Here is a 21,375-nt window from a genome sequence, read left to right as displayed (position 1 = left end):
TATAATAAAAACCTGGTCAAGAGCTAGTTTTTCTCATCAAGCTTTCCCAACCCTCTTGAAAGTGCTTCCATTCGCCATCTTCCACGTCTCCACGATATATCATTAACTCGTATCCAGCCGTCAATTCACCCATCTCATCCGTATCATACACTGCATCCACATAGGCGGCGTACTCCCTTAATGTTTGCCCCTCCGGACGAACTAAACCAGCTCGTTTTAATTGTTTCAATAAAATTAAATAGGCTGTCGAGAAATGAGCACCGGTTTTCTTTCTATAACGAAGAATTTGCAGATGAGGAATCCACTTCCTTCTAAAGAAATAACCAATAGAAGCGAAAATCAATGCACCTGATAGTGAGATGGCAGTCCATTTTAAGAACCCACCCATGTTCCCGATACCCGTTTTCACGGATGATTGAGTTTCCCTATCGGGTGTATCCTGGCGTTCCCTGGTCTCTATCTTATTTTGCTCTGAATTATTTGGAGTTTCTTCAGGCTTCTTGATTGCTTCCTGTTTCAATTCCGAATCGTAAAATTCAACTTCCCCATTGAAACCCTTTGTCGGCTCGAAGGGAATCCAGCCTATCCCTGAAAAATAAACCTCGACCCAGGAATGTGCATTATTATTGGTCACCTTATAAACGGATTCGCCATCAAGGATTGATTTTTCCCCTTCCGTATAGCCCTTTACCCACCTTGCAGGTATATTGGCGGCTCTTAGCAAAACAACCATTGCACTTGAAAAATTATCGCAATACCCTATCTGTGTCTCGAATAAAAATTGATCGACATAATCTTGATTGCTCTCCGGATACGGAATATCATCCTTAGAATAAATGAATTCAGGTCCGTCAAAATAATCCTCAATGGCTTTTGCTTTATCGTACCAATTCGCTTCATTCCTTGTAAGCCCGGAAGCCAATTCATATATCCGGTTTGGCATTCCCTCTGGAAGCTGCGTGTTCTTTTCCATTAATAAATCCATTGATTCGTCAGGTTCCGTCACTTTCCTTAACTCAGCTATATCAAAACTCGGCATATCATAGACCAGCTCATACTCTTTCATGGACAGTCTCTCGCCATTATCCTTTTCAGAAATAACTTTGTCCATACCCTCATAATATTTGAAATCCGTTCCGTTTTTGCCCTCAATCTTTTTTAAATACCCGGACTGCGGATGGAGGATATGGGAATATGATTCCGTCATGGACACTTTTGCCGTCATTTCTTCTGTCCTCACCACTTCAGGAACGTCGTAAATATCTAAAGATGCCATATCCTGCCCGTTGGAAAAAGTGTGAAAGTCCGTTTCCAGGATGGAAACCCACCCTTTACCGGTATAAATATCCTTGTTCTCGACTTTCCAGTAATGTCCTTCAGGAGCATTATTATAAAAAACGATGGAACCATCCGGCTCTATCGAACCGCCAAGATCCGAATCATCTTCATCATATCCGACACTTTTACGCTTCGAACCACCTTCTTCTTTCCCTGCTTTATCAGAATAAGAGATAATATAAGGCACCGGGTCCGGCCACTGCGGAGAGAGCTTTGGGGCAGCGAAACCTACAAGGACACTCACCAATATCATGCCGGTCAGCATTAAGATCCACTTATTGATGAAAGCCATCGTAAACTTGATCCGCTCCTGTATCGTAAGTCGCAGCAGGGACAGCAGGCCTAGCATCAAGAACCCGATGATGATGATTCTGATCATTGCCTTATCGCCCACATAGGGAGTGAATGTATCAAGTACAGATATAAAAATCACCGTTAACATAAAAAAGAAAAAAATGCTTTGCCTTACCATCACCCAGTAATGGATCAAATACGTTACAAGCCACAGAAGGACAAAAAATAGAAACGTTCGAAATGGATTTGTGATCAGCTCCCAATTACCATCATATATAAAACCAAGATTGGCCGTAAAATCCGCTAGGAATCCTTCCTTCAGCCATGATAATTGCAATAAAGCGCCTTTTGAATGGAGGAACTGCAATGAAATCATTATATAAGCACTAATGAGAATAAACCGGATTGACCAATGTATGCGGAAATAATGCAGTAGCAGGGAATAGAGCAAAAATACGATAAAAATGATGATATTACCTGTATCTGTGAGTTTATCGACAGGCCTCAACCATTCAGTAATCAACAACAGACCAAATACATACATGAGGACGTGCATGAAGCTTTCCAACTTTGCGGTGGTGACATTCATTTCGCCATCACCTCTGATCTGCCAGACTTTAGTTGGCCATGTTCAAAAAAGCTAACCTTTATCCCCCTCGAAACAGCTGCAGAGCTTGACAGCCTTTCCTCATCAGTAAGATCCGCTTGTTTCTTCATACATAACATTAATCCCTGATTAGGCCGTAAAGCACTCAATAGGTCCACCTTTTCTAAGATTAAGTCTGATACGATGAATATCACAACAGCATTTGCCGGAAGAATTCCCTTCCTGATTTTTTCGTTCAAATCGTTTTCCACTCTCGGCTCTTCTTTAACAAGTCGGTATAAAATCTTTCGTTTCTGGCTATTGCCCGCTGCTGCCGGTATGATTAACCTCGATCTCCTGCTCACATACCCAATTTCCATGCCTTTCTTTAACAGGGCGTGTGCAATGGAAGCAGCCATTTCAATGGATTCTTCGAATAAATCCGACGGCTTTTCATCAAGCATGATGAATACATCCCGGTTTTTCTGCACTTCGAATTCCTTCGTCATGATTTCACTCGTTCTAGCCGTCGCCTTCCAGTTAATCCATGACAACTGATCGCCTGGCTGATATTCCCTTACCCCGGAGACAACTGAATGTTCCCGTTGTGTCTTCTTTGCTGAAACCACTGCCCCCTGATTGAACACTCGATCAAGATCACTGTAAGCAAGCTCATGATAACGAGGAAAAACAGTTATTTTCATAGGTGAACTATATATCGCTTCCTTTTCGACTAGCCCGAAAAAATCCCCAATCCAAAAGCGGATCGATTGAAACGAATGCTCTCCGCGCTGCAAGTTTTCCAAGGTATATGACATGCTGAAGGTACGCTTGAATCCCGGAAAGATAATTATTTTCCTTTGGAATCCCCTATCTTCCATCTTCTGAGGCAATTCCTCCTCTACCACCATGAATAATAGGGGCAGCCGATTTTTACGGGTAAAAGTCAATGCTATTTCAACAGATTCGCCGGCCTGGCATTCCCTTTTATTGGCCTTTCTCTCAACGGTAAGATCATGCAGCGGATAAAACAGCAGAATCAAAGCGTACACAGAAAACGGCAAAAATGAATAAAAAATGAACCAACTGACAAAACCGCCTTGAAACATGGCATAGCAAAAGGAAACGCTCATGAGTAATACAAGTCCTATCACACTTATATTTCCTCTTAAAATGTTGATGAATTTGCGCATTAGGTCACAGCCCGCTTCACTGGCACTTGTGTTGTCGCGACAATTTCATGTATCACCATTCCAGCATCGTAGCCATCATAATTCGCTTCAGGTTTCAAAATAAGCCGGTGGGAAAATACGAATGGAACTAAATATTGAACATCGTCCGGCAGGACATAGTCCCTTCCCTGGATCAGCGCGTAAGCCTGTGCTGCCTTCATCAACGCTATCGATCCACGCGGGCTCACCCCTAAATAGACCCCTCCATGCGAACGTGTTTGATTCGCCAATTCAACAATGTATCGTTTTATTGTGTCATCCACTATCACCGCTTTTACCTCAGCCTGTAATTCTATCAATTCATCCAAGGTGATGACGGATTCCAGCTCCTCAAGCGGTGCCGTGTATTGAGCTCTATGAAGAACCTCTATCTCTTCTTCCACACCGGGATAGCCCATTTTCATTTTTAATAGGAATCTATCCAATTGAGCCTCCGGAAGCGGATATGTTCCCTCATAATCGATTGGATTTTGTGTCGCCATTACGAAGAACGGCTTCTCCAATCCTCTTGTGACACCATCAATCGTCACACTTGCCTCTTCCATGGCTTCAAGCAATGCAGACTGAGTTTTCGGCGAGGTCCGGTTAATTTCATCGGCTAAAATAATATGTCCCATTATCGGACCTGGCCTAAAAATGAATTCTTGTTCCTTAGGATTGAAGATAGAAACACCAGTAACATCAGAAGGAAGTAAATCAGGCGTGAATTGAATTCGTTTAAAGCTTGCACCTATTGATTTTGCCAGTGCCCTTACCATGACTGTCTTTCCGACGCCCGGAACATCCTCCAATAAGACATGTCCGCCGGAAAGGAGTGCCACGATGCTTAGTTCGGCTATATCCCGTTTTCCGATAATCACCTTTTCAATATTACCCATAACCATTTCCAGTTTTTGATTGACCTGCTTATAAATCATTCTCTACCTCCCGGGATTCACAATATCACTATTGCATCATACCTTCTCTATATCACGAATTTTACATTAAGCTCCAATTAAACCTTACATTGTAAGTTTACTAGATAATCGGTAAACCATAAACGAATTTGTACTAAAAATATTAATGCTGCTTAATGAAAAAGGAATGTTAAACTGTTGATAAGTGAACATGAACCAACGATGACGTCCATTCGTTTAATGAAAGTTTCACGTCACGAACTGGACCAAGGATCGGGGAAGCTTTTGAACTTGCAGCAAAGACTGTTTATCCTGACTTGGTCAAATACCGATAGGATGCGCCAATAAATCGGCGCATCGCAGTTTGTAGACAAAAGGGAACCGGAATTAAAAAATTTCGAACCCCTAGGGCAATGAAGCCACGCCTCTCTGATTTGTATATTCTTTTTCTGTTTATGCTAAAATGAATGCAATCCACTCATAAGATATAAGAGGTACTGATCATGTATAAAAAATTCTTCATTTTGATCTTCGCAGCCGCCCTTCTTTTAGGGCTTATTAAGACCGTTATGGATATGTAGCAAAAAAGCCCGATTCCTGACTTATCCAGGAATCGGGCTTTTTTCATTTTCGTTTAACCTCTCCATTCAGTTTCCCCATTTTCGGGATAAGGACAAAAAACAAACAAACGACCAAAAGTGCCAAAACGATGCCAAGCAATACCGTCAGGTCAAAATTAAGGGAAGGCTCTGTTTTTTCTTCGCTTCTCGTTCGAACGCCGACCTCCGAGAATAATCCAAGCTGATCTGCTTTTGAAGCGATGGTATTATTTTGATTCCCCGTTACCGGAGACAGAAACAATGAGTCCTCCACCGAGTCAATGACATCATATTTCCCTCTTTCAAAAGTGAGGTCCTTTTGTTCTTCAGGCAGTTTCCGCTTCTGTTCCAACAATCCTTCTTCATGGAAATACTCCGTTTGAATATCAATATCGTTTTCTTGATATTCATTGGGCTCCACCATGGGTTCATCTTCCGCCCCGCCATGAGGTGCATGGCTAAAAAACAGGATGAGCAAGATAGGCATTACGTATTTATTCCACTTCATGGGCCATTGCTCTTCTTTCTGTAAGACGCTTCACTATATATGGAATGATCGTTGCAATAAGCGTCAGCACAATCAAGATGATACTAGCCGGAATGAATGCCGACTGATTTCCGAATTGTATGGACATATATACATCTGCAACCGGATGGTCTACATTGAAATTAGGCATGATTAAATCCAATAATGGAATGGTAAAGAAACTGATCAAGCCAATCACCAGGATAGCACCTACGAACGGCCCAATCGAGAAGGCAAGCCTGGTAAACGCTGAACAGAAGAATAAAAGCAGGACGGTGAAAACGGTCCATTTAATCTCCTGCATATCTCCCAGTGGATAGATCTTCAAACCATACATGCTGATGATTAACCCTACGATCAGATTCAATAAGGCAAACAAGGCTGCATGCACCATCATTGGAATGGTTTCATAGTGATGCAGGAAGAAACCGATCAATAACCCAGAAATAAGTATGATCACCAACATGACGATCGGTGGGATATTAACCTTTTCCTGATGCAGGACTTCCCCGCTGATTTGTACAGGATTTGCTAAATATTCGTACACATACCCGTTCTCCTGATCATCGACTAGAGTGTTATTCAAGACACTATAGACGTCCGTCTTTATTTTTACGGTCGAGTCTACATTTTGGGACCAATTATCATTAAGCTGATCGGCCCTTTCCTGTACGGATCCAACTTTCGCTTGCAGGTCTGCTGTATCCTTCGTGACCGTGTCCTGCCGTTCCGCTACAGAATTGACAAGCTCGGAAATGAAGCCGACAGTTGTTGCCGTATTGTCTTGAAGTGATACAAACATTTCTCCATCAAGGTTAACTGGCGGTTCGGCCTCCATTTCAGGAACTTCCATTTGATCTGACAAATTGGCAGACACTTCTTGAGCCTTGCCGGTAATTGCCGCTAATTCAGCTAAAGTAGCTTTCTGCCCCGTTTCAACGTTAGCATCATATTCTTTCATATAACCCATAATGGAATCTGAGAACATCCCGAAGTTCTCATTGACTCCTGCTAAACTGGCTTTAACGAGCTTCGCTTCTTCATCTACGTTTCCGGAAACCCCATTTTTCAAGTTTTCCAATTCTTTTATATTGGCTGCAAATACCTTTTCTACATTTGCTTCCGTGACTCTTTCAGCCAATTCACCGTAAGATGAGAGTGAACCGTAATAGGCAAGAAGGGTAGTTGAATCCCGATTCGTGATAGGGTTTTCAAAGGCCTTCACCAGCACCGCTCGCCTTTCTCCCCCCACCTTTTCAAGAAGTGACTGTTCGAGAGCCTTGATTTCTGCGATGGCCTCGTCGATTGTCATGCTTTGGATGTCCTGTAATTTTTGAATATCTTCCTGTGACTTTTTCCATTGGTCACCTAAATCCTTGTAATTCGTGCCTAGTTCATTATAATCAGCTTGTAATTGCGTAAACTGCGCCAGCAGTTCATTATATGAATCTACCAGTGTATTAAACTCCGTGATCACTTGATTATAATTTCCCGTTCTGCCGTTTACCGTTCCGCTGAGATTATTGATTTCAGCTTGGAGTTCCGCTGCAAGGATGTTGATTTGTTCAGCAGTTCCTTCACTTCCTTCTGCCGGCACCAAACTTTCAAGTGCCGTGTTAATCCCAGTGATTTGATCCAGCAGTACCTGCAGTGACAGTTCATCAATCGGATCCTTCTTTTCAGGTGCGGCAACCGATTCACCATTTTCCGTTTCCGTTTCAATATCTTCTATAGGCTTCGTACCTTCACCAATAACCTCCCCATCACCAGAGCTGCTTGCAAGATTCCCTCTTTGCGCAAGCAACGTAGACTGAAGGTTATCAAGACCCGCCTCTTCCGATTGTTTCAATTGTTCAATCGAGCTTTGTTGATCTTGAGTGATTTTCGTAATCTGTTCTACTTGTTTATCCTTCATGCTTGTTGAAAATTGTTCCAATTCATTACTGCTGGAATCGAGTTTCTGCTGCATGATCCCAACATTCTCACTAATGCCTTGATCATTAAGACTGTATTTCGTATTCATCCCTTGCTGAATCTCAGGTATTGTTTGGTCACCCTCATTCAGCACCTTGTCATATGATTGTACACTCTCATTGACAAGCTGCTGATTTTGGGCAGAGGTTTTATCAAAAAGGATACTTTGAGCTTTTTGATATTCCTCAAAAGAAACAACATCTTTCACAAAGGAAGCCATTTGAGTCTTCGTGCTCCCTATTTCATCCATTGTTTCATTACTTGTTTTGCCAGCATCCTTCGTCTCGGCAAAGACTCCTTCAAGCATGTCCTTATGCTGCTTGATTTCCCCGGCAAGGCTTTCCGAGCTTGGAGTATAAAACTCATACATCGTGTTTTGAAAAGCGATTTCTTTAGCAAGGACATTATCGAACTTCTTACGGATGTCCTCGACTGATTGGGAAACATAACTCCAATACTGTGTTGAAATATGCTTATTCATTTTGCTCTTTGTCTTCTCTAATTCCTTTTGTACCTTTTCCATGTTCTCTGCATTCAAACTAGGTTGTACCTTGTACTTTATCCCTGCCTTGATAGGCTGTTCATCATCGAATGTATAAATATTCTCTGAAAAATCGGATGGAAAATATATGACTGCATCATACTTTTCATTTGCAAGTCCACTTTCCGCCGTACTCCTATTTACCACAAACCACTCATATTCAGAATCCTTGTCCAGTGTAGTAACAAGCTCTGAGCCCATATAAATGGGATTATTGTTAAATTCAGTGCCATTATCTTCGTTTACAATGGCGATTTCACGAGAAGCCGTTTCTGTCTTTTTCATTGGATTTTGACCAATATAAGAAAAAAACAAGATTGGCAGCGCTAAGATCACCAGTATTTTACCGATTAACAGCATCGGTTTTATTTTTTCAGACACTCTCTTGCACTCTCCTTCTTTCTTCACTTAGTGGAATTTGGATTTTACTCTCCTGACCATTGAGCACAAAGTATCCGTAACCCGGCTGTATTTCTTCTTCTTTTCTTGAATAAGAGAGGGTATACAAGCTTTGGTCCGATTTTTTAAGAAGCAAAACAGCCTGTCTGACTTGTTTCAGTTCGGTTGTTAACGAATCATATCCCTTGGTGAAGTCGTTGGCATTTCCAGCGACAATCATACTAAACCCAAGATGGCTGTATTGTTTCATCAAACCGCTGATCCTATCCTGAATCCTGCCGTCGATCGTTTGTTGGATCCTTGAAATGCTATCTATGATAAACATGATCCTTTGGAATTCCAGTTGCTTCATCGGTTTCATTTCCAATGCCGCTAGATAACTTCGTTCACGTTCTTCAAATATTCCAGTGATATGATCGAGCCATTCGGTTATCTGATCTTTTGTTTCTACATAGCGCACCTTCTCCTCTATGGCATAAGAAGATAGGCCACGATCAACTCCGTCAAACAAACCAATTTCCCCAATTGTCTGTGAAAGCAATGATTCCAAGAGCACTTTAAGAACATTCGTTTTCCCTTTACGTGACTGCCCTACAACAAGCAGGAATGGATTGGAATTCAACTCCAAGAAAACAGGTGTAACGCTTTCCTCTGAAAGTCCGATTGGAATGGAATCCTTCTTAATGGCTTGTGAGCAGTAACTCTTGAAGCTGCTGGAATCAAGACGTGCCGGTAACATCCGAATCGCCGGCGGTTTGGCCATTTCCTTATATTTAACCTTATGCTCTGCCACGGCCTGTTTCATTTCTTCCAAAACGGCTATATCATCCGCTCCATCTGCTGGAAGATAAACCTGCATGAGATAGGTTTGGTCCTTCTTCACTAACGCCCTTCCCGGTACAGGTTCATTTTCATAAGGGGTTCTTCCCAAAACCGAATATTGTTCCGAACTGTCCATTAAGTAATGGACGACCTTCGTCTTAAGACTATTCATTAACGGCTGGCGAATCGCATTGATTCTCGTTGCCGTTAAAATCATGAATATTCCAAGTGATTGTCCATCACGCGCAAACTGAACGAATTGCGCTTCCTGGTCCTGCATCTCATCCTTCACTAAGTCAAAATTGTCGACCACAATATAAATAATCGGCAATTTATCTTCCACTAATGCATTATAAAGCTTTATGTTACTAAGCTCCTTTTCTGAAAAAAGCTGCTTACGCCTTTCCATCTCCGCCTTCATGAATAACATGAATTTTTCGATTTTCCTTAGTTCATCGAACCTAAAGTATTCCCCAGTATGAGGCAGCTGGCGAATTGGCAGTAAAGCGCTATTCCCGAAATCGAAAATATAATAATGCAATTCCTCAGGACTGAATTGATCTGCAAAACTAAAGAGAAGTGTCAATACGGTGGTTGACTTGCCGTACCCGGAAGAACCAAAAACCCCAACATTCCCATCTTCAATCCAGTTATAGACATAATTTGTCTGGCTCTGCAATTCGGGCTCATCCTTCATTCCCAGGTGGATTTGATTCCTCGTCAGGCTTCTTTCAGCATTTCTCGATAACCGATCTGAAAGAGGAGGCAGCCATGGGCTTGCCAACTTCTTAATCTCCATTTCTTCCTGTGTCGCCACAATTTGATCCGCCACGGCTTCAATTTCACTGATCTTTTCTTTCCTCTTATTAGTTGCTTGTTCCGTTACGTTTGAGATTTGAACAAGACCAAGGTCTGTGACAAGTGCCACTTCATCCTCAGATCCAACCGTATCCTCTAAGTATGGTGCACCGCTCCACGCAGACTGGAACAATTCATAAACCTCGTTATTACCTACCTGCAAATATCCCCGTCCGGTGACAGTGATATTTGCCGCATCGCTATTTTTAAGAATTTCCTTACTATCATTGGCATCTTGCACTTTCAAGGAAATTTTAAAGCGGGCATTGCTCCAAATCTGGTTATCAATAACACCGCCCGGCTTTTGTGTAGCAAGAATTAAATGAACTCCCAAGCTCCGTCCAATTCGCGCCGTACTCACTAATTCGCGGATGAAATCGGGTTCTTCGTTTTTAAGTTCCGCAAACTCATCTGATATCAAAAATAAATGCGGTAACGGTTCATCCGCTTTGCCTTCTTTGTATAAATCCGTGTAATCGTTGATATGATTGACTTCGTATCGATCAAACATGCGCTGGCGTTTCTTCAATTCGCTATTGATGGAGGCTAGTGCCCTGGCACTGAAGTTCTTGCTCCCCTCAATATTCGTAATGACTCCCAGCAGATGCGGAATCTGCCTGAATGGCTGTGCCATTCCCCCGCCTTTATAATCAATGAGCAAAAAGGCAACTTCATGCGGATGATAATGAACGGCTAATGAAAGGATGTAGGTTTGCAGTAATTCACTTTTCCCCGATCCTGTCGTTCCAGCAACCAAACCATGGGGGCCATGCGCCTTTTCATGCAAATTCAATTCAACCCTATCCGTTTTCCCTTTCAATCCAATCGGAACAGCCAAGGATTTAGAAGACTGATTGGTCCGCCAGTTTTGGCTGATAGGCAGATCTTCCACTTCTCGAGCTTTCAATAATTCCAAAAATGATACCGTTTCTGGTATGGAATTATTCATGCCTTTTTGATGATCAAGTGAACGCAGCGTACGTGCAAAACGCTCATTCCCTTCTTTTGAATGTGCATCAAGTGTAAATGGAGTATGAACGGCCTTCGTTTGCTGGATGAGAATCTCACCCTCAAAATCATTGATATACTTCACTAGCGTATGGACATTTTCCGTCAAACTCTCTTTTGCATCCGCTGCAAAAATCGTCGAGATACCTAAATCGTCTGTTTTACCTTCTAAATATTCCAATATGACATGCTCCGCAATTAAATTACGATCCGTGACAATAAAGACAAAGTGGGGAGTGAATCTCACTTTCCCTTTATTTTCATCCAAATCTCTTTCCCTCAAAAGCTGATAAATCGAGGTCAGCAGCTGGTCACGTGACTGCTCATTATATATAAAGCCTTTTGCATAGGCATGCGGCAATTGAAAATGAGGCAGCCATTTCATCCATTCCCATTCCTGGTAATCCTTCTCCGGAAAAATGGCCACAAAACGAACATCATGATAACTATGAAAAAAGGCCAGTTGCCCAATCAGTTGCTGCAGCTCCCGTTTAACAATCGATTCCTTTCCGACCAGGCCCATCGATCCGCTTGATAAATCGATCGATAACGGAAGATCATCCAGGTTTTTGTATACATCCACAAGTTCCTGCGACTGCTCAAGTAAATCATCTATATCCCGATTGGACATATCACTGCTATTTACCGACACCTGATAACTTGATGGTATGGTCGCCGTTCCGATCTTAAAGTGCAGAGCATCTTCACTTTCCAAAGTTCGCTCCCATATACGGTCGCTAATACTGTCAGTCAGCAGCTTCATCCTTTCAAATGAAGGGTAATGATAGAACAGCACATTCTTTTGTTTTTCAGACAGCTCTTGCAGTTCTTCCCTCTTCTGCTCTAAATACCTTGTATATACACGTTGACGTTTTTCTTCTCTGAGTTTTTGCTTCTTTTTGTCTTTAAAGTATTGTACCGTCGAGGTAACTAAAGTCGTTGTGAACATAACAATCGATATGATGATGAAAATGCCCCGAGGCTGAATGACCGTGATGACCCCCATGACGATTAGCATCATTAAAGGCGGCATAAGGATCAGCCATAACCCTCTATTATTATCTTCCGATTCTTGGCTCGGAAAAGATATCGTCACTTTCTCGTCCGGCAATTCGTAGATCATCCTTGGTGTCCGGCGATATTGTGGATAGTTTTTTTTCATTTCAGAGATTGGCTTCTTCATTTGAGCTAATGATGTTTCATAGCTCTCGGCACTATGAATCATCAATAAGTCGCCTTCAATCAACCTTAGCACCATATTCGGCCAGCAAATGAGATCACCATTTTGAATGGGAACAGCTTTCGTTACTCTTTCACCATTCAGGAATATCCCGCTATTTTCCTTTGGCATGAGTAGCCACTGCCCTTTATGAAGCACAAAGGAAGCCCCATTGCCGGAAACAGGTCTTTCTTTACGGATAGTCGCTCCTGCCTGGGCCGATAAAGTGATTTCTTTCAAGTTGCCTATATAATAGAGGCTCTCTTCCAATTCTCCTGCCGTATAAAAAATCTCGACCTTTTCTTCTCCTTCGTGAAAGGTGAAGCTCTGGAATGGCTTTACATCACCAAGCTTCATGTCCTCTCTAAACACCTCATATCCATCAAGTCCTTCAGGTTTATTCAGCTTGATAGGACCATGTTCAAAGGGAATGGAATATATGGTGATCGTATCCTGCTTTGATGGCCCAATCGTAATTGGACCGTTATGATTTCCCTTGATCGTATAGGATTGGTAGTTTCCCTTAGAATAAATCCATAATAAACTCATTAAATCTCACCTCCGCAAAAGGCCCATTGCTCACTCTTTGCTTTTCTCTTTTTCTTCAGATGATTTATTGGAGGAATCCTTACTTCCCTCTTTCTCACCAGAAGCAGGTTCTTTTTCCGCTTCTTCTTTTACAGCAGGCTTTGTTTCCGTTTCGCCTTTGTCCTCTAAAGTCGACTCTGTTGAAGGCTGGTTCTCATCTTGCTGTTCCTCCAATTGCTCTTTCAATTCCTTTAGTTCCTTTTCATATTGGGATAACTCCGTATCGACTTCTTTAATTTGCGTTTCCTTTTCTTCCCCGGAAAGGTTATCATCCAACTTAATCTGTTCTTTCAGATTTACGAGTCCATACATAATCAATTCACGATCCTCCATGATCCTCGCCAAATCGATCGCGTCCTCACTCATGCCCCTGCCTATATAAATCCAATATAAAAGATACTGGCTATCAGTCTGCAAAGTGATTGCATTTTCTACATTCTTCTTTCTGACATCATCCAACGGTTCATAAGCGACGTAAGACTTCGCCAGTTCATATTGAACGACATAAGGCATTTTTTTCGGATCGTAGTTCTCCAACCGGTCAATGACTTCACTGTATTTTTGTTTTAAAAAGCTTTCACCGCTTTCCACATATGCCTCCTGCTTAGGTTGGGAGAAGAATAATGTGTAAATCGTAAACAACAGCAGCGGCACTAGAACGATCACCGTACCCCAAAGTGTATAACGGCCCGTTTTCCATTTCTTTTCGGGGATATGCACAAATGCTTTTTCTTCCTTCTCTAAATCTTCTATCCGATTTTGAATGACCGTGGAAAGTTCATCCCAAGTCCCCGTCCCCAATATGCTTTGTGATTCGCTCGATAGTTTCAGGGTTTTATGGTAAAGCAGATACTCTTCGAATGTATACCGCCCATCCACAAGCGCTGAAATCGTTGCCTTCGTTTCTTTAAATAGCTCATCCTGATTATGCTCATAAGGAGGCAAACTGTCTTTTACGCCATAATGCAGGAAATATGGGGCCAAGCTTGAATCAAAAACGATATTTTCCGGACAAACGACAAGTTGCAGGCGACTCAATTCATGATTCCTGATTTTCTTCAAGATTTGATAAGACGATAACCATCTACTCAATGGATTTTTATCTTTAGCTTTTGAAAAAACAAAAAAAGAGGCTGGTGGATTTACTATGATCTGCACCTCGTCCTCTGTCACTTCTATATGTTTCTGGAGAGCATCATCCGCTTCATGAATAAGCTGTAATTCCAGTGGGTCTTGCATCGATAATTTTGCCCGTTGGAAAACGAACAAATGCCCATTATCATCCTTCATCATCGCAGCTTCTGTTTTTTTCTCCAGATATGAGGATTTTTTCTCATCCATTTTATGTAACTCCTTTACCCCTGCTAAAGGGCTTTAGACTTTTTTCCTATAAAGAGTCCACACTGATCCATTAGAGGATCTCTAGGCGGTCCCCCGTCGTAATTCCGCTATCAAGCAGGGTTTCATAACCTGAACATACGAACTCCTTATTCTGGACCCGCACCCAATAGCCTTCTTTAGGTGCACTGGCAATATCCTTTACCTGCCATATGATTTCCACAACCTTTTTGATGGAGCGGTAATTCGACACTTGCAAATCAAATACTTCCCCTGTATACCTGTTTAAATCGATCGTTAGTTGAATATATATGGAAACCACCTCTTTAATGCAAAAAAGCACCACGATCTTCATAAAGAGTCGCGGCGCTTTTTCCTAGAAATTTCTTTATTTCATTGACCTAATGATTATCCGCGAATTTGACTAGCAATCTGATTATCTGTGTCTTCAAGGATTTGAGCTGATTTATTCAATTGTTGAGAAACTTCATTCAACAAGCGAGCCATATCCATGAATGAAGGCTTTAATTCTTCGTACTGGCCTACGAAAGCCTCACTGGAAGAACCTTCCCAAATACCAGTTAAATGATCTCTCATTCTATCTAAACGACCAATCATATCCGTTACTTGTTGGCTCTCATTATCATATTGTCTGGCTACATCTTTCAGTTCTGAAGGTGTTACGCGAATTTGTGACATAGAAAAAAACTCCTCCTTTTATCTTATATAGTACATTTTAATAGAACCATACATTTTCTGCCATATAAATAACCGCAAAGTCGAAAAATGGTAAATTATGATTATGCAAAAAAACCTAAATATGGCATTACGAAAGTCTATGTACCTGTTTTTCCATATTTCCAAACCCATTTTTTAAATAATTTTAAACATTTTACTTTTTTATGGTAAAAAAAGTTCCTTATACCCAATATTTCCGAGCCATAACCCAATAATATGGTTTTCATCATAATAATAGTGACTTTAGACTTTCTTTTTAATCAAACGTTTGATTAAAGTTTGAAGGCCACTATAATAATTCGGCCTGACTCCGATCTATTTATTCAACAGAAACAGGGCATATCTATTCCCAATGGTTCTGGGAAAAGAAACAGCCTTTATAATTAATACATGATTCAATGTCATATAACCCGTTCCAAGAAATGTTTCACAAACCGAGCACTTTCCACATTCGTACAGACGCGGATTCTTGATTCGCCATCCTTTTGACCGATTGTCCTGCCTGTTTCTTCACCCTCGGTCACCACCTTGACGTTCATCCATTCTGCACTCACAAAACTTGAATCAATCGCAGCCCCGACTGCAAGCGGATCATGAAGGGCGCAACCGCCCAAACCTGGATGGGAGTTTTCATATGCTTTCATATAATAATCGGTCATTTCCGCTAAAAATTCGGCGCTTTCCTTACCAGTAGCACGCCAATCATCAAGCTTCGATTTCAAAAGATATGTTTGCAGCGTCACATCAAGCCCCACTAGGGTGATTGGCAGTCCTGAAGCAAATACCTGATGTGCTGCTTCAGGATCTGATATTATGTTCGCTTCAGCATAAGGGGTTACATTTCCTGGTACGTTTACGGCACCGCCCATAATAACGACCTCTTTTACTAAGGACATGGTCAGTGGGGCCTTTTTAATCGCCAATGCGATGTTAGTCAGTGGTCCAACTGCAATAATCGTGATTTCATGCGGTCGGCTTTGCACCTGATCGATAATGAAATCCACTGCATTTCCTTGTGATGCTTTGATGGTTGGTTCAAACCGAAGGGTATTTCCTAACCCGTCTTCCCCATGTACATGCTTGGGATACCTCTTCTTCCTTCCGCGTACCAAAGTTTGGTCAGCACCTTCAAAAACCGGAATGCGCCTATTTAATTTCTCCAAAACGGCAAGCGTATTGCGGGTCGATTCAACAACGGGCACGTTACCAAAGCAAGTGGTAAATCCGAGCACTTCCAATTCAGGGGAATTTAAAGCATATGCCATCGCCAGGGCATCATCAATCCCAGTATCTACATCAAATATGATGGGTTTCAATATTTCCACACCTTCCAAAACACTTTTTAATCTCTTTCATATGTATAAAGAATCACTGTTTTCCAACTGAATTTTAACATTCAACGATAGACACTTCCACAGAAAGTTAGGAATAATCATAATTTGCAAACAAATGACAATGCCAGCTGGTTCTTGTATCTACCAGTAAAAATAGTTGACCACCCATAAATATCAATGATATAAAAAGTGAAAAGAGAAGTTGTACCTTAGTAGTGACCTAACGCCTTTTCAACTTGTTCGATGCAATTACTTCTACTCCAAAGGTAGTTATGAATACATGCGTTACGAATATGATATCGAAGGTGGAAAAAGGATGAAAATGTTTAAATTGATTGATGATGATCCTTCTGCGTATAAAAAAGGAACAAAATTCTTTTTAATATCACATTCAGAATTCATTGGCGTGAAAAGTTATGTATTATTGGCTGAAGATATGAAAGGAAAGATTGAAGTAACTGAAGAGGAATTGATGAATAAATTCGTTTCCATCCATTGATCCCAAGCGGCTAAACTTAAAAAAGAGGGAATTCCATTTCTGAAATTCCCTCTTCTTTCTTATTTTAAGTCTTCAATCGAATCAATATCTACGTATTCAGGTACGACCAGACCAAGCTTTGTTCCTTTTAAGTTTGGTCCAAGGTCAACAATTTCATCTTTGTACTTATTATAGTATTCAAGATGTGTTCCCGGGAGCCATGCAGCCACCATGGCGTCCGCACTTCCGTTTGCTACGCCGGCAAACATCGGCCCCACTTCAACCTGACTTAATGTTACATCATAGCCATTCTGCTCCAGCACTTTGCTAATCACATTGGTACTGGCAATTTCAGTGTCCCAGGCAACATAAACCAGTTTGATCTTTTCACCATTTCCTGATTGTGCTCCTTGGGTCCATTTGGACACTTTGTCCTGATTTTTCTTTATCCAATCTTCTGCTGCTTCTGAAGGAGACATCCCATCAGCAACCTTGACCATTACATCTTCCATATCTTTTGTTTCCCAGTAGAATTGATCAAGAATTTTATAGGCACCTGGTGCATCCTGTTCAAGTCCTTTTCTGGCAATGGAATTGATGTTTTCAGCCTTGCCGAAGGATCCATTCGGATCTTCGAGATATTTCAAGTCATATGTCGAGAACATCCAATGTGGTGACCAGCCAGTAACGACGATTGGTTCTTCTTTATCAATCGCTTTTTTCAATTCTGCAACCATTGCTGCCGATGACCCTTCAACCACGTTCCAGTCATCCAGCTTATAATCATCAATAGCCGTTTTAGTCAACTTCATTATTCCTGCTCCAGGTTCAATTCCGATGATTTCATAATTGGCTTTGGCAGCAAGACTGTTTTGATCCCCGTCCACTGCTTTTTCTTTTGTAAAAGTACTGAATAGTGCAGTACCCACAACAAGTAAAGCCAAAATCGTAAAAATGATTTTCCTGCTTACGATATGCTCGTAAGCTGGTTTACGAAGGTTTTGCGTGATACGATCGAGTATGATTGCAATGATTACGATGGATAATCCTGCTTCAAATCCTTGCCCCACATTAATTTGGCTGACAGCCCGGTAGACATCCGCCCCAAGTCCTGGTGCTCCAACCAAAGAGGCTGTAACAACCATGGATAGTGCCAGCATGATGCTTTGGTTAACTCCTGCCATAATCGTTGGAGTAGCCAATGGTATTTGTACTTTGAATAACTTTTGGCTGCTGGTTGAACCAAAAGCATCAGATGCTTCTATCAAATCATTAGGCACTTCCTGAATCCCAAGATTGGTCATTCGGATTGTCGGTGCAATCGCGAAAATGAATGACGCGATGATTCCAGGCACCACCCCTATTCCAAAGAATAAAATTGAAGGAATCAAATAAACGAAGGCAGGCATCGTTTGCATGAAATCCAAGATTGGGGTTACGATCTTACGTACCGTGTTATTTTGGGCACACCATATTCCGATCGGTATCCCGATCACTATCGTTAAGACTCCTGACAATATAACGATTGCCAGTGTTTGGATGCTTGATTCCCAATAACCAAGATTATCAATCAATAGTAAGCTGATTAATGTAAATAATCCCAATGGCCATCTGCTTGTATAGGTAACCAGAAGGGTCAGGACTATGATTAACACGATGGAAGGTCCAGCACTCATTACATCGACCAGGATATCCAGTAGTCCCTCAATCACATTCGTAATAAGTGTAAATAATCCAGCAAATACAATAGTTATCCAATCCACTAAAGAATCGACCCATGCTCCTAGTGGGATTTTCGGCATATTCATTGAATTATTCACTCTCCATTTCATTCAAGGAATCTTTATTTCCGGCCAAAGCACCGATAACGGCACCGCGAAGAAGAATTCCTTTAATTCTGTTCTGATCATCGATCACTGAGATTGGCAAGCTTGAAGTCGCCATCACATCCATGAGGTTTCCAAGTAATTCATCCTCTTTTACAGTTGGGATATCAGTTGTCATCACTTCAGAGATCGATTGGTTATTACTCATTGCCTGACGTGCCTGTTCAGCAGTCACGGCCCCCAATAACTTCTGCTTCCTATCCACAACGAAAATGCTGGAATACCCTTGTTTGCGCATGATTTCCAAGGCAACCCTCGGGCCTCTGTCCACCGCAATCTTCTCTGGGCGTATCATCACATGAGAGGCTGTCAATACTTTTGATAGATCAACATCTTCCACAAACTTCTCGACGAATTCATTGGCTGGATTCATCATGATTTGTTCAGGGGTACCCAATTGAATTACACTTCCATCTTTCATAAGGGCAATTCTATCCCCGATCCTCAATGCTTCATCAAGATCATGGGTAATGAAAATGATCGTTTTTTTGTACTGATCTTGTATTTGAATCAATTCATCCTGCATATCCTTACGAATCAATGGATCAAGGGCACTGAAGGCTTCATCCATCAGTAGGATATCCGTATCACTGGCGAGTGCCCGGGCTAACCCAACCCTTTGCTGCATACCGCCGCTAAGCTGTGATGGCATCTGATTTTCGTAGCCTTTCAATCCAACGGCCTCAAGAGCCTTCATCGCATTTTCCTGACGTTTTGCCGGATCCACTTTTTGAATTTCGAGCCCGAATTCAGCGTTTTCCAATATCGTTTTATGCGGAAATAAAGCAAAGTTTTGAAAGACCATGCTTATTTTCTTTTGTCTGACTTCCCTTAACCGGGCAGCATTCATCTTCACGATATCTTCATCATCAATTAAGATTTCACCCAAAGTGGGATCGATCAAACGATTGAACATGCGGATCAAAGTGGATTTCCCGCTACCTGATAGGCCCATGATGACAAAGATCTCGCCGGGATAAATCTCGAAATTAACATTATTCACTCCGACCGTTTGTCCCGTTTCTTTCAAGATTTCTTTTTTCGTTTTGCCTTGCTTCAATAAATCTGTTGCTGCTTTTGGAGATTTGCCAAAAATTTTCGAGACATTTCTGACTTCTACATACGGCTTCATCAAGTCACCTCATTCTAATAGTTGCCCATATGATATTCAGTTTTGCTGAATTCCCCCGTTTTATGCGAGTGATGATTATTAATGCACAAGTACCTTGAAATAACCGAAAATCTACCCCATTACTTTTTCTTCAAAAAAAGCGGAAGTGACACTTATTCAGTGGCACAGGGCATAACGTGCATAGAAAAATAATCTATATTTATTATTCCCAAGAAGTACTTCTTTACTTGGATTATATTATGTGTGATAAATTGAGCATTTCAAGTAGGAAAAAAAGAGGTGCAATCACAACTGAGGAAACAAGCAGGCACAACATATACCAACTGTAATATAAACGATTCCACTTAGAGTTTTGTCCAGATGGACTTACGACTACCCTCTAATGTATTTCATTTCCTTAACCAGGTGGAATGGTACTTGCAGTGCAGTATAACACCAAAACGCATAGAAATATGATTATGGGATTCCCAATGTGTCTAATTGGAGCTAGCAGGGAAAAGAAGTGCAATACAACTGAGGAAACTAACAGGCACAGCATATACCAACTGAAATATAATGGTTTTTTATTTTAGGGTTTTGTTCAGTCCCAGCACACGGAATGAACCTGTATCCCTAAAGTACTTAATTACCTTAACAAAGAATGAATATAAATTCAAATGATGTGGGGCGGAATTGTTGTGTATATACGTTAAGATGGTGCACCATATGAAAGTGGCACCATCCCTCTATAAACATTGACTTAGCAACGGTTTAAGCAATAACCGGGGCATCGAAACATTTTTTCAGAACCACGATTTATCATTTTTTTAAAATGGGAAATAATCTTACAATCGAATACTCTTCGAGGACAAAACCAGAAGTACAAAAAAACGATATATGGCTACTTAGTTATAGATTGCTTTCTTTCAATTAATCCATTCATAGTGCTTCTTTGGCTGTACAAGTTTTCAATGTTGCAAAAGATATTAAAAAAAATACAGCCCATCACTAACATGTATTTTTACTAAACCGGTGTGACCAATCGCTACACCTCTATTGCCTAACTGTTCATTATCAAGATTTTATTTTCAATCATTTTTTGTTATTTTAAAATATTTTTTATGAGGTTGTCCGGCAGATAACAACCGTATTCCCCCAAATGATATCCTAACATCCCTAGAGTTCTTGTTAAACAAAATCCTAATCTTCCCCTTTAGATTAAAAAAACTATTAATCTTTATCTTTTTACAATCTGATAAACCAATAAAATATTATCCACTGAAGAATGAGCCCATTCAATTAAATTCGTAAATGCATATTATGAGCTTACACCAACAATGGGAGTATTAGCTTTATTAGATGACGCTTTGCTATTTGGTAAATCGTTCTTTCTAAGAATTGGAATAATGGTGAGCGATAAAAAGTGATTACACTCATACACTTCAAACAACCGTTCTGTTAAGCTAAGTAACCTTTATCCTCTTTATAGAAAGATAATAAGAAGTCTTAATGTTTGTATACTCGGTTTGTATACAAGCCTACGTAATTCCCATCAATAAAATCGTAAGTTTCTGATTTTTCAAGTAAAAATGCATTCATACAGGAATAGA

13 protein-coding genes are annotated in these 21,375 nt (G+C 41.0%); 1 reads left to right on the top strand and 12 read right to left on the bottom strand.

Annotation, left to right across the window (positions count from 1 at the left end; genetic code table 11):
- Window positions 1–16: 16 nt before the first annotated feature.
- The 10 genes from LQ188_RS24390 to LQ188_RS24345 all read right to left on the bottom strand — a co-directional run bounded on the left by LQ188_RS24390 (window position 17) and on the right by LQ188_RS24345 (window position 16,272).
- Window positions 17–2,221 carry a transglutaminaseTgpA domain-containing protein gene (locus LQ188_RS24390; RefSeq protein ID WP_230178658.1) on the bottom strand — a complete coding sequence of 735 codons (2,205 nt, stop codon included), beginning with the start codon at window positions 2,219–2,221 and terminating at the stop codon, window positions 17–19.
- On the bottom strand, window positions 2,218–3,411 hold the full coding sequence (locus LQ188_RS24385) for a DUF58 domain-containing protein (protein WP_230178657.1): 1,194 nt from the start codon (window positions 3,409–3,411) through the stop codon (window positions 2,218–2,220). Before LQ188_RS24385 ends, LQ188_RS24390 begins: the two co-directional genes overlap by 4 nt.
- Window positions 3,411–4,367, bottom strand: a complete 957-nt coding sequence (locus LQ188_RS24380) for a MoxR family ATPase (RefSeq protein ID WP_101225649.1) — start codon at window positions 4,365–4,367, stop codon at window positions 3,411–3,413. The genes LQ188_RS24385 and LQ188_RS24380 overlap by 1 nt, the downstream gene beginning before the upstream one ends.
- A gap of 603 nt (window positions 4,368–4,970) precedes the next feature.
- Window positions 4,971–5,453 carry a type VII secretion protein EssA gene (gene essA / locus LQ188_RS24375; protein ID WP_230178656.1) on the bottom strand — a complete coding sequence of 161 codons (483 nt, stop codon included), beginning with the start codon at window positions 5,451–5,453 and terminating at the stop codon, window positions 4,971–4,973.
- Window positions 5,440–8,367: a type VII secretion protein EsaA gene (gene esaA, locus LQ188_RS24370; RefSeq protein ID WP_230178655.1), complete on the bottom strand. Its 2,928-nt coding sequence runs from the start codon at window positions 8,365–8,367 to the stop codon at window positions 5,440–5,442. Before esaA ends, essA begins: the two co-directional genes overlap by 14 nt.
- Window positions 8,360–12,841 carry a type VII secretion protein EssC gene (gene essC / locus LQ188_RS24365; protein ID WP_230178654.1) on the bottom strand — a complete coding sequence of 1,494 codons (4,482 nt, stop codon included), beginning with the start codon at window positions 12,839–12,841 and terminating at the stop codon, window positions 8,360–8,362. The genes esaA and essC overlap by 8 nt, the downstream gene beginning before the upstream one ends.
- Before the next feature lie 30 nt (window positions 12,842–12,871).
- On the bottom strand, window positions 12,872–14,221 hold the full coding sequence (gene essB / locus LQ188_RS24360; protein ID WP_230178653.1) for a type VII secretion protein EssB: 1,350 nt from the start codon (window positions 14,219–14,221) through the stop codon (window positions 12,872–12,874).
- Window positions 14,222–14,291: 70 nt separating this feature from the next.
- A complete protein-coding gene (locus LQ188_RS24355) occupies window positions 14,292–14,531 on the bottom strand; it encodes an EsaB/YukD family protein (protein ID WP_053537134.1) in 240 nt (79 codons plus the stop codon).
- Between the two features lie 95 nt (window positions 14,532–14,626).
- On the bottom strand, window positions 14,627–14,917 hold the full coding sequence (locus tag LQ188_RS24350; RefSeq protein WP_034306171.1) for a WXG100 family type VII secretion target: 291 nt from the start codon (window positions 14,915–14,917) through the stop codon (window positions 14,627–14,629).
- Between the two features lie 440 nt (window positions 14,918–15,357).
- Window positions 15,358–16,272 (bottom strand): nucleoside hydrolase, encoded by a 915-nt coding sequence (locus LQ188_RS24345; RefSeq protein WP_101225657.1) that lies wholly within the window; start codon window positions 16,270–16,272, stop codon window positions 15,358–15,360.
- A 334-nt stretch (window positions 16,273–16,606) separates the two neighbouring features.
- On the opposite strand from LQ188_RS24345, the gene LQ188_RS24340 reads away from it, so the two are divergent.
- Window positions 16,607–16,789 carry a hypothetical protein gene (locus LQ188_RS24340; protein ID WP_230178652.1) on the top strand — a complete coding sequence of 61 codons (183 nt, stop codon included), beginning with the start codon at window positions 16,607–16,609 and terminating at the stop codon, window positions 16,787–16,789.
- A 59-nt stretch (window positions 16,790–16,848) separates the two neighbouring features.
- Here the strand turns inward: LQ188_RS24340 and LQ188_RS26890 are convergent, their stop codons facing one another.
- Together LQ188_RS26890 and LQ188_RS24325 are read right to left on the bottom strand one after the other, a co-directional pair.
- Window positions 16,849–18,576, bottom strand: a complete 1,728-nt coding sequence (locus LQ188_RS26890) for a glycine betaine ABC transporter substrate-binding protein (RefSeq protein WP_290370148.1) — start codon at window positions 18,574–18,576, stop codon at window positions 16,849–16,851.
- 4 nt (window positions 18,577–18,580) lie between these two features.
- Window positions 18,581–19,786, bottom strand: coding sequence for a glycine betaine/L-proline ABC transporter ATP-binding protein (locus LQ188_RS24325; RefSeq protein WP_230178650.1), 1,206 nt, complete (start codon window positions 19,784–19,786; stop codon window positions 18,581–18,583).
- Between the last annotated feature and the right edge of the window lie 1,589 nt (window positions 19,787–21,375).

Source organism: Peribacillus sp. Bi134 (assembly GCF_918698065.1).
Lineage (GTDB): Bacteria > Bacillota > Bacilli > Bacillales > DSM-1321 > Peribacillus.
Note: the sequence above shows the minus strand (reverse complement) of the source record. Positions and strands in the feature narration are given on the sequence as shown.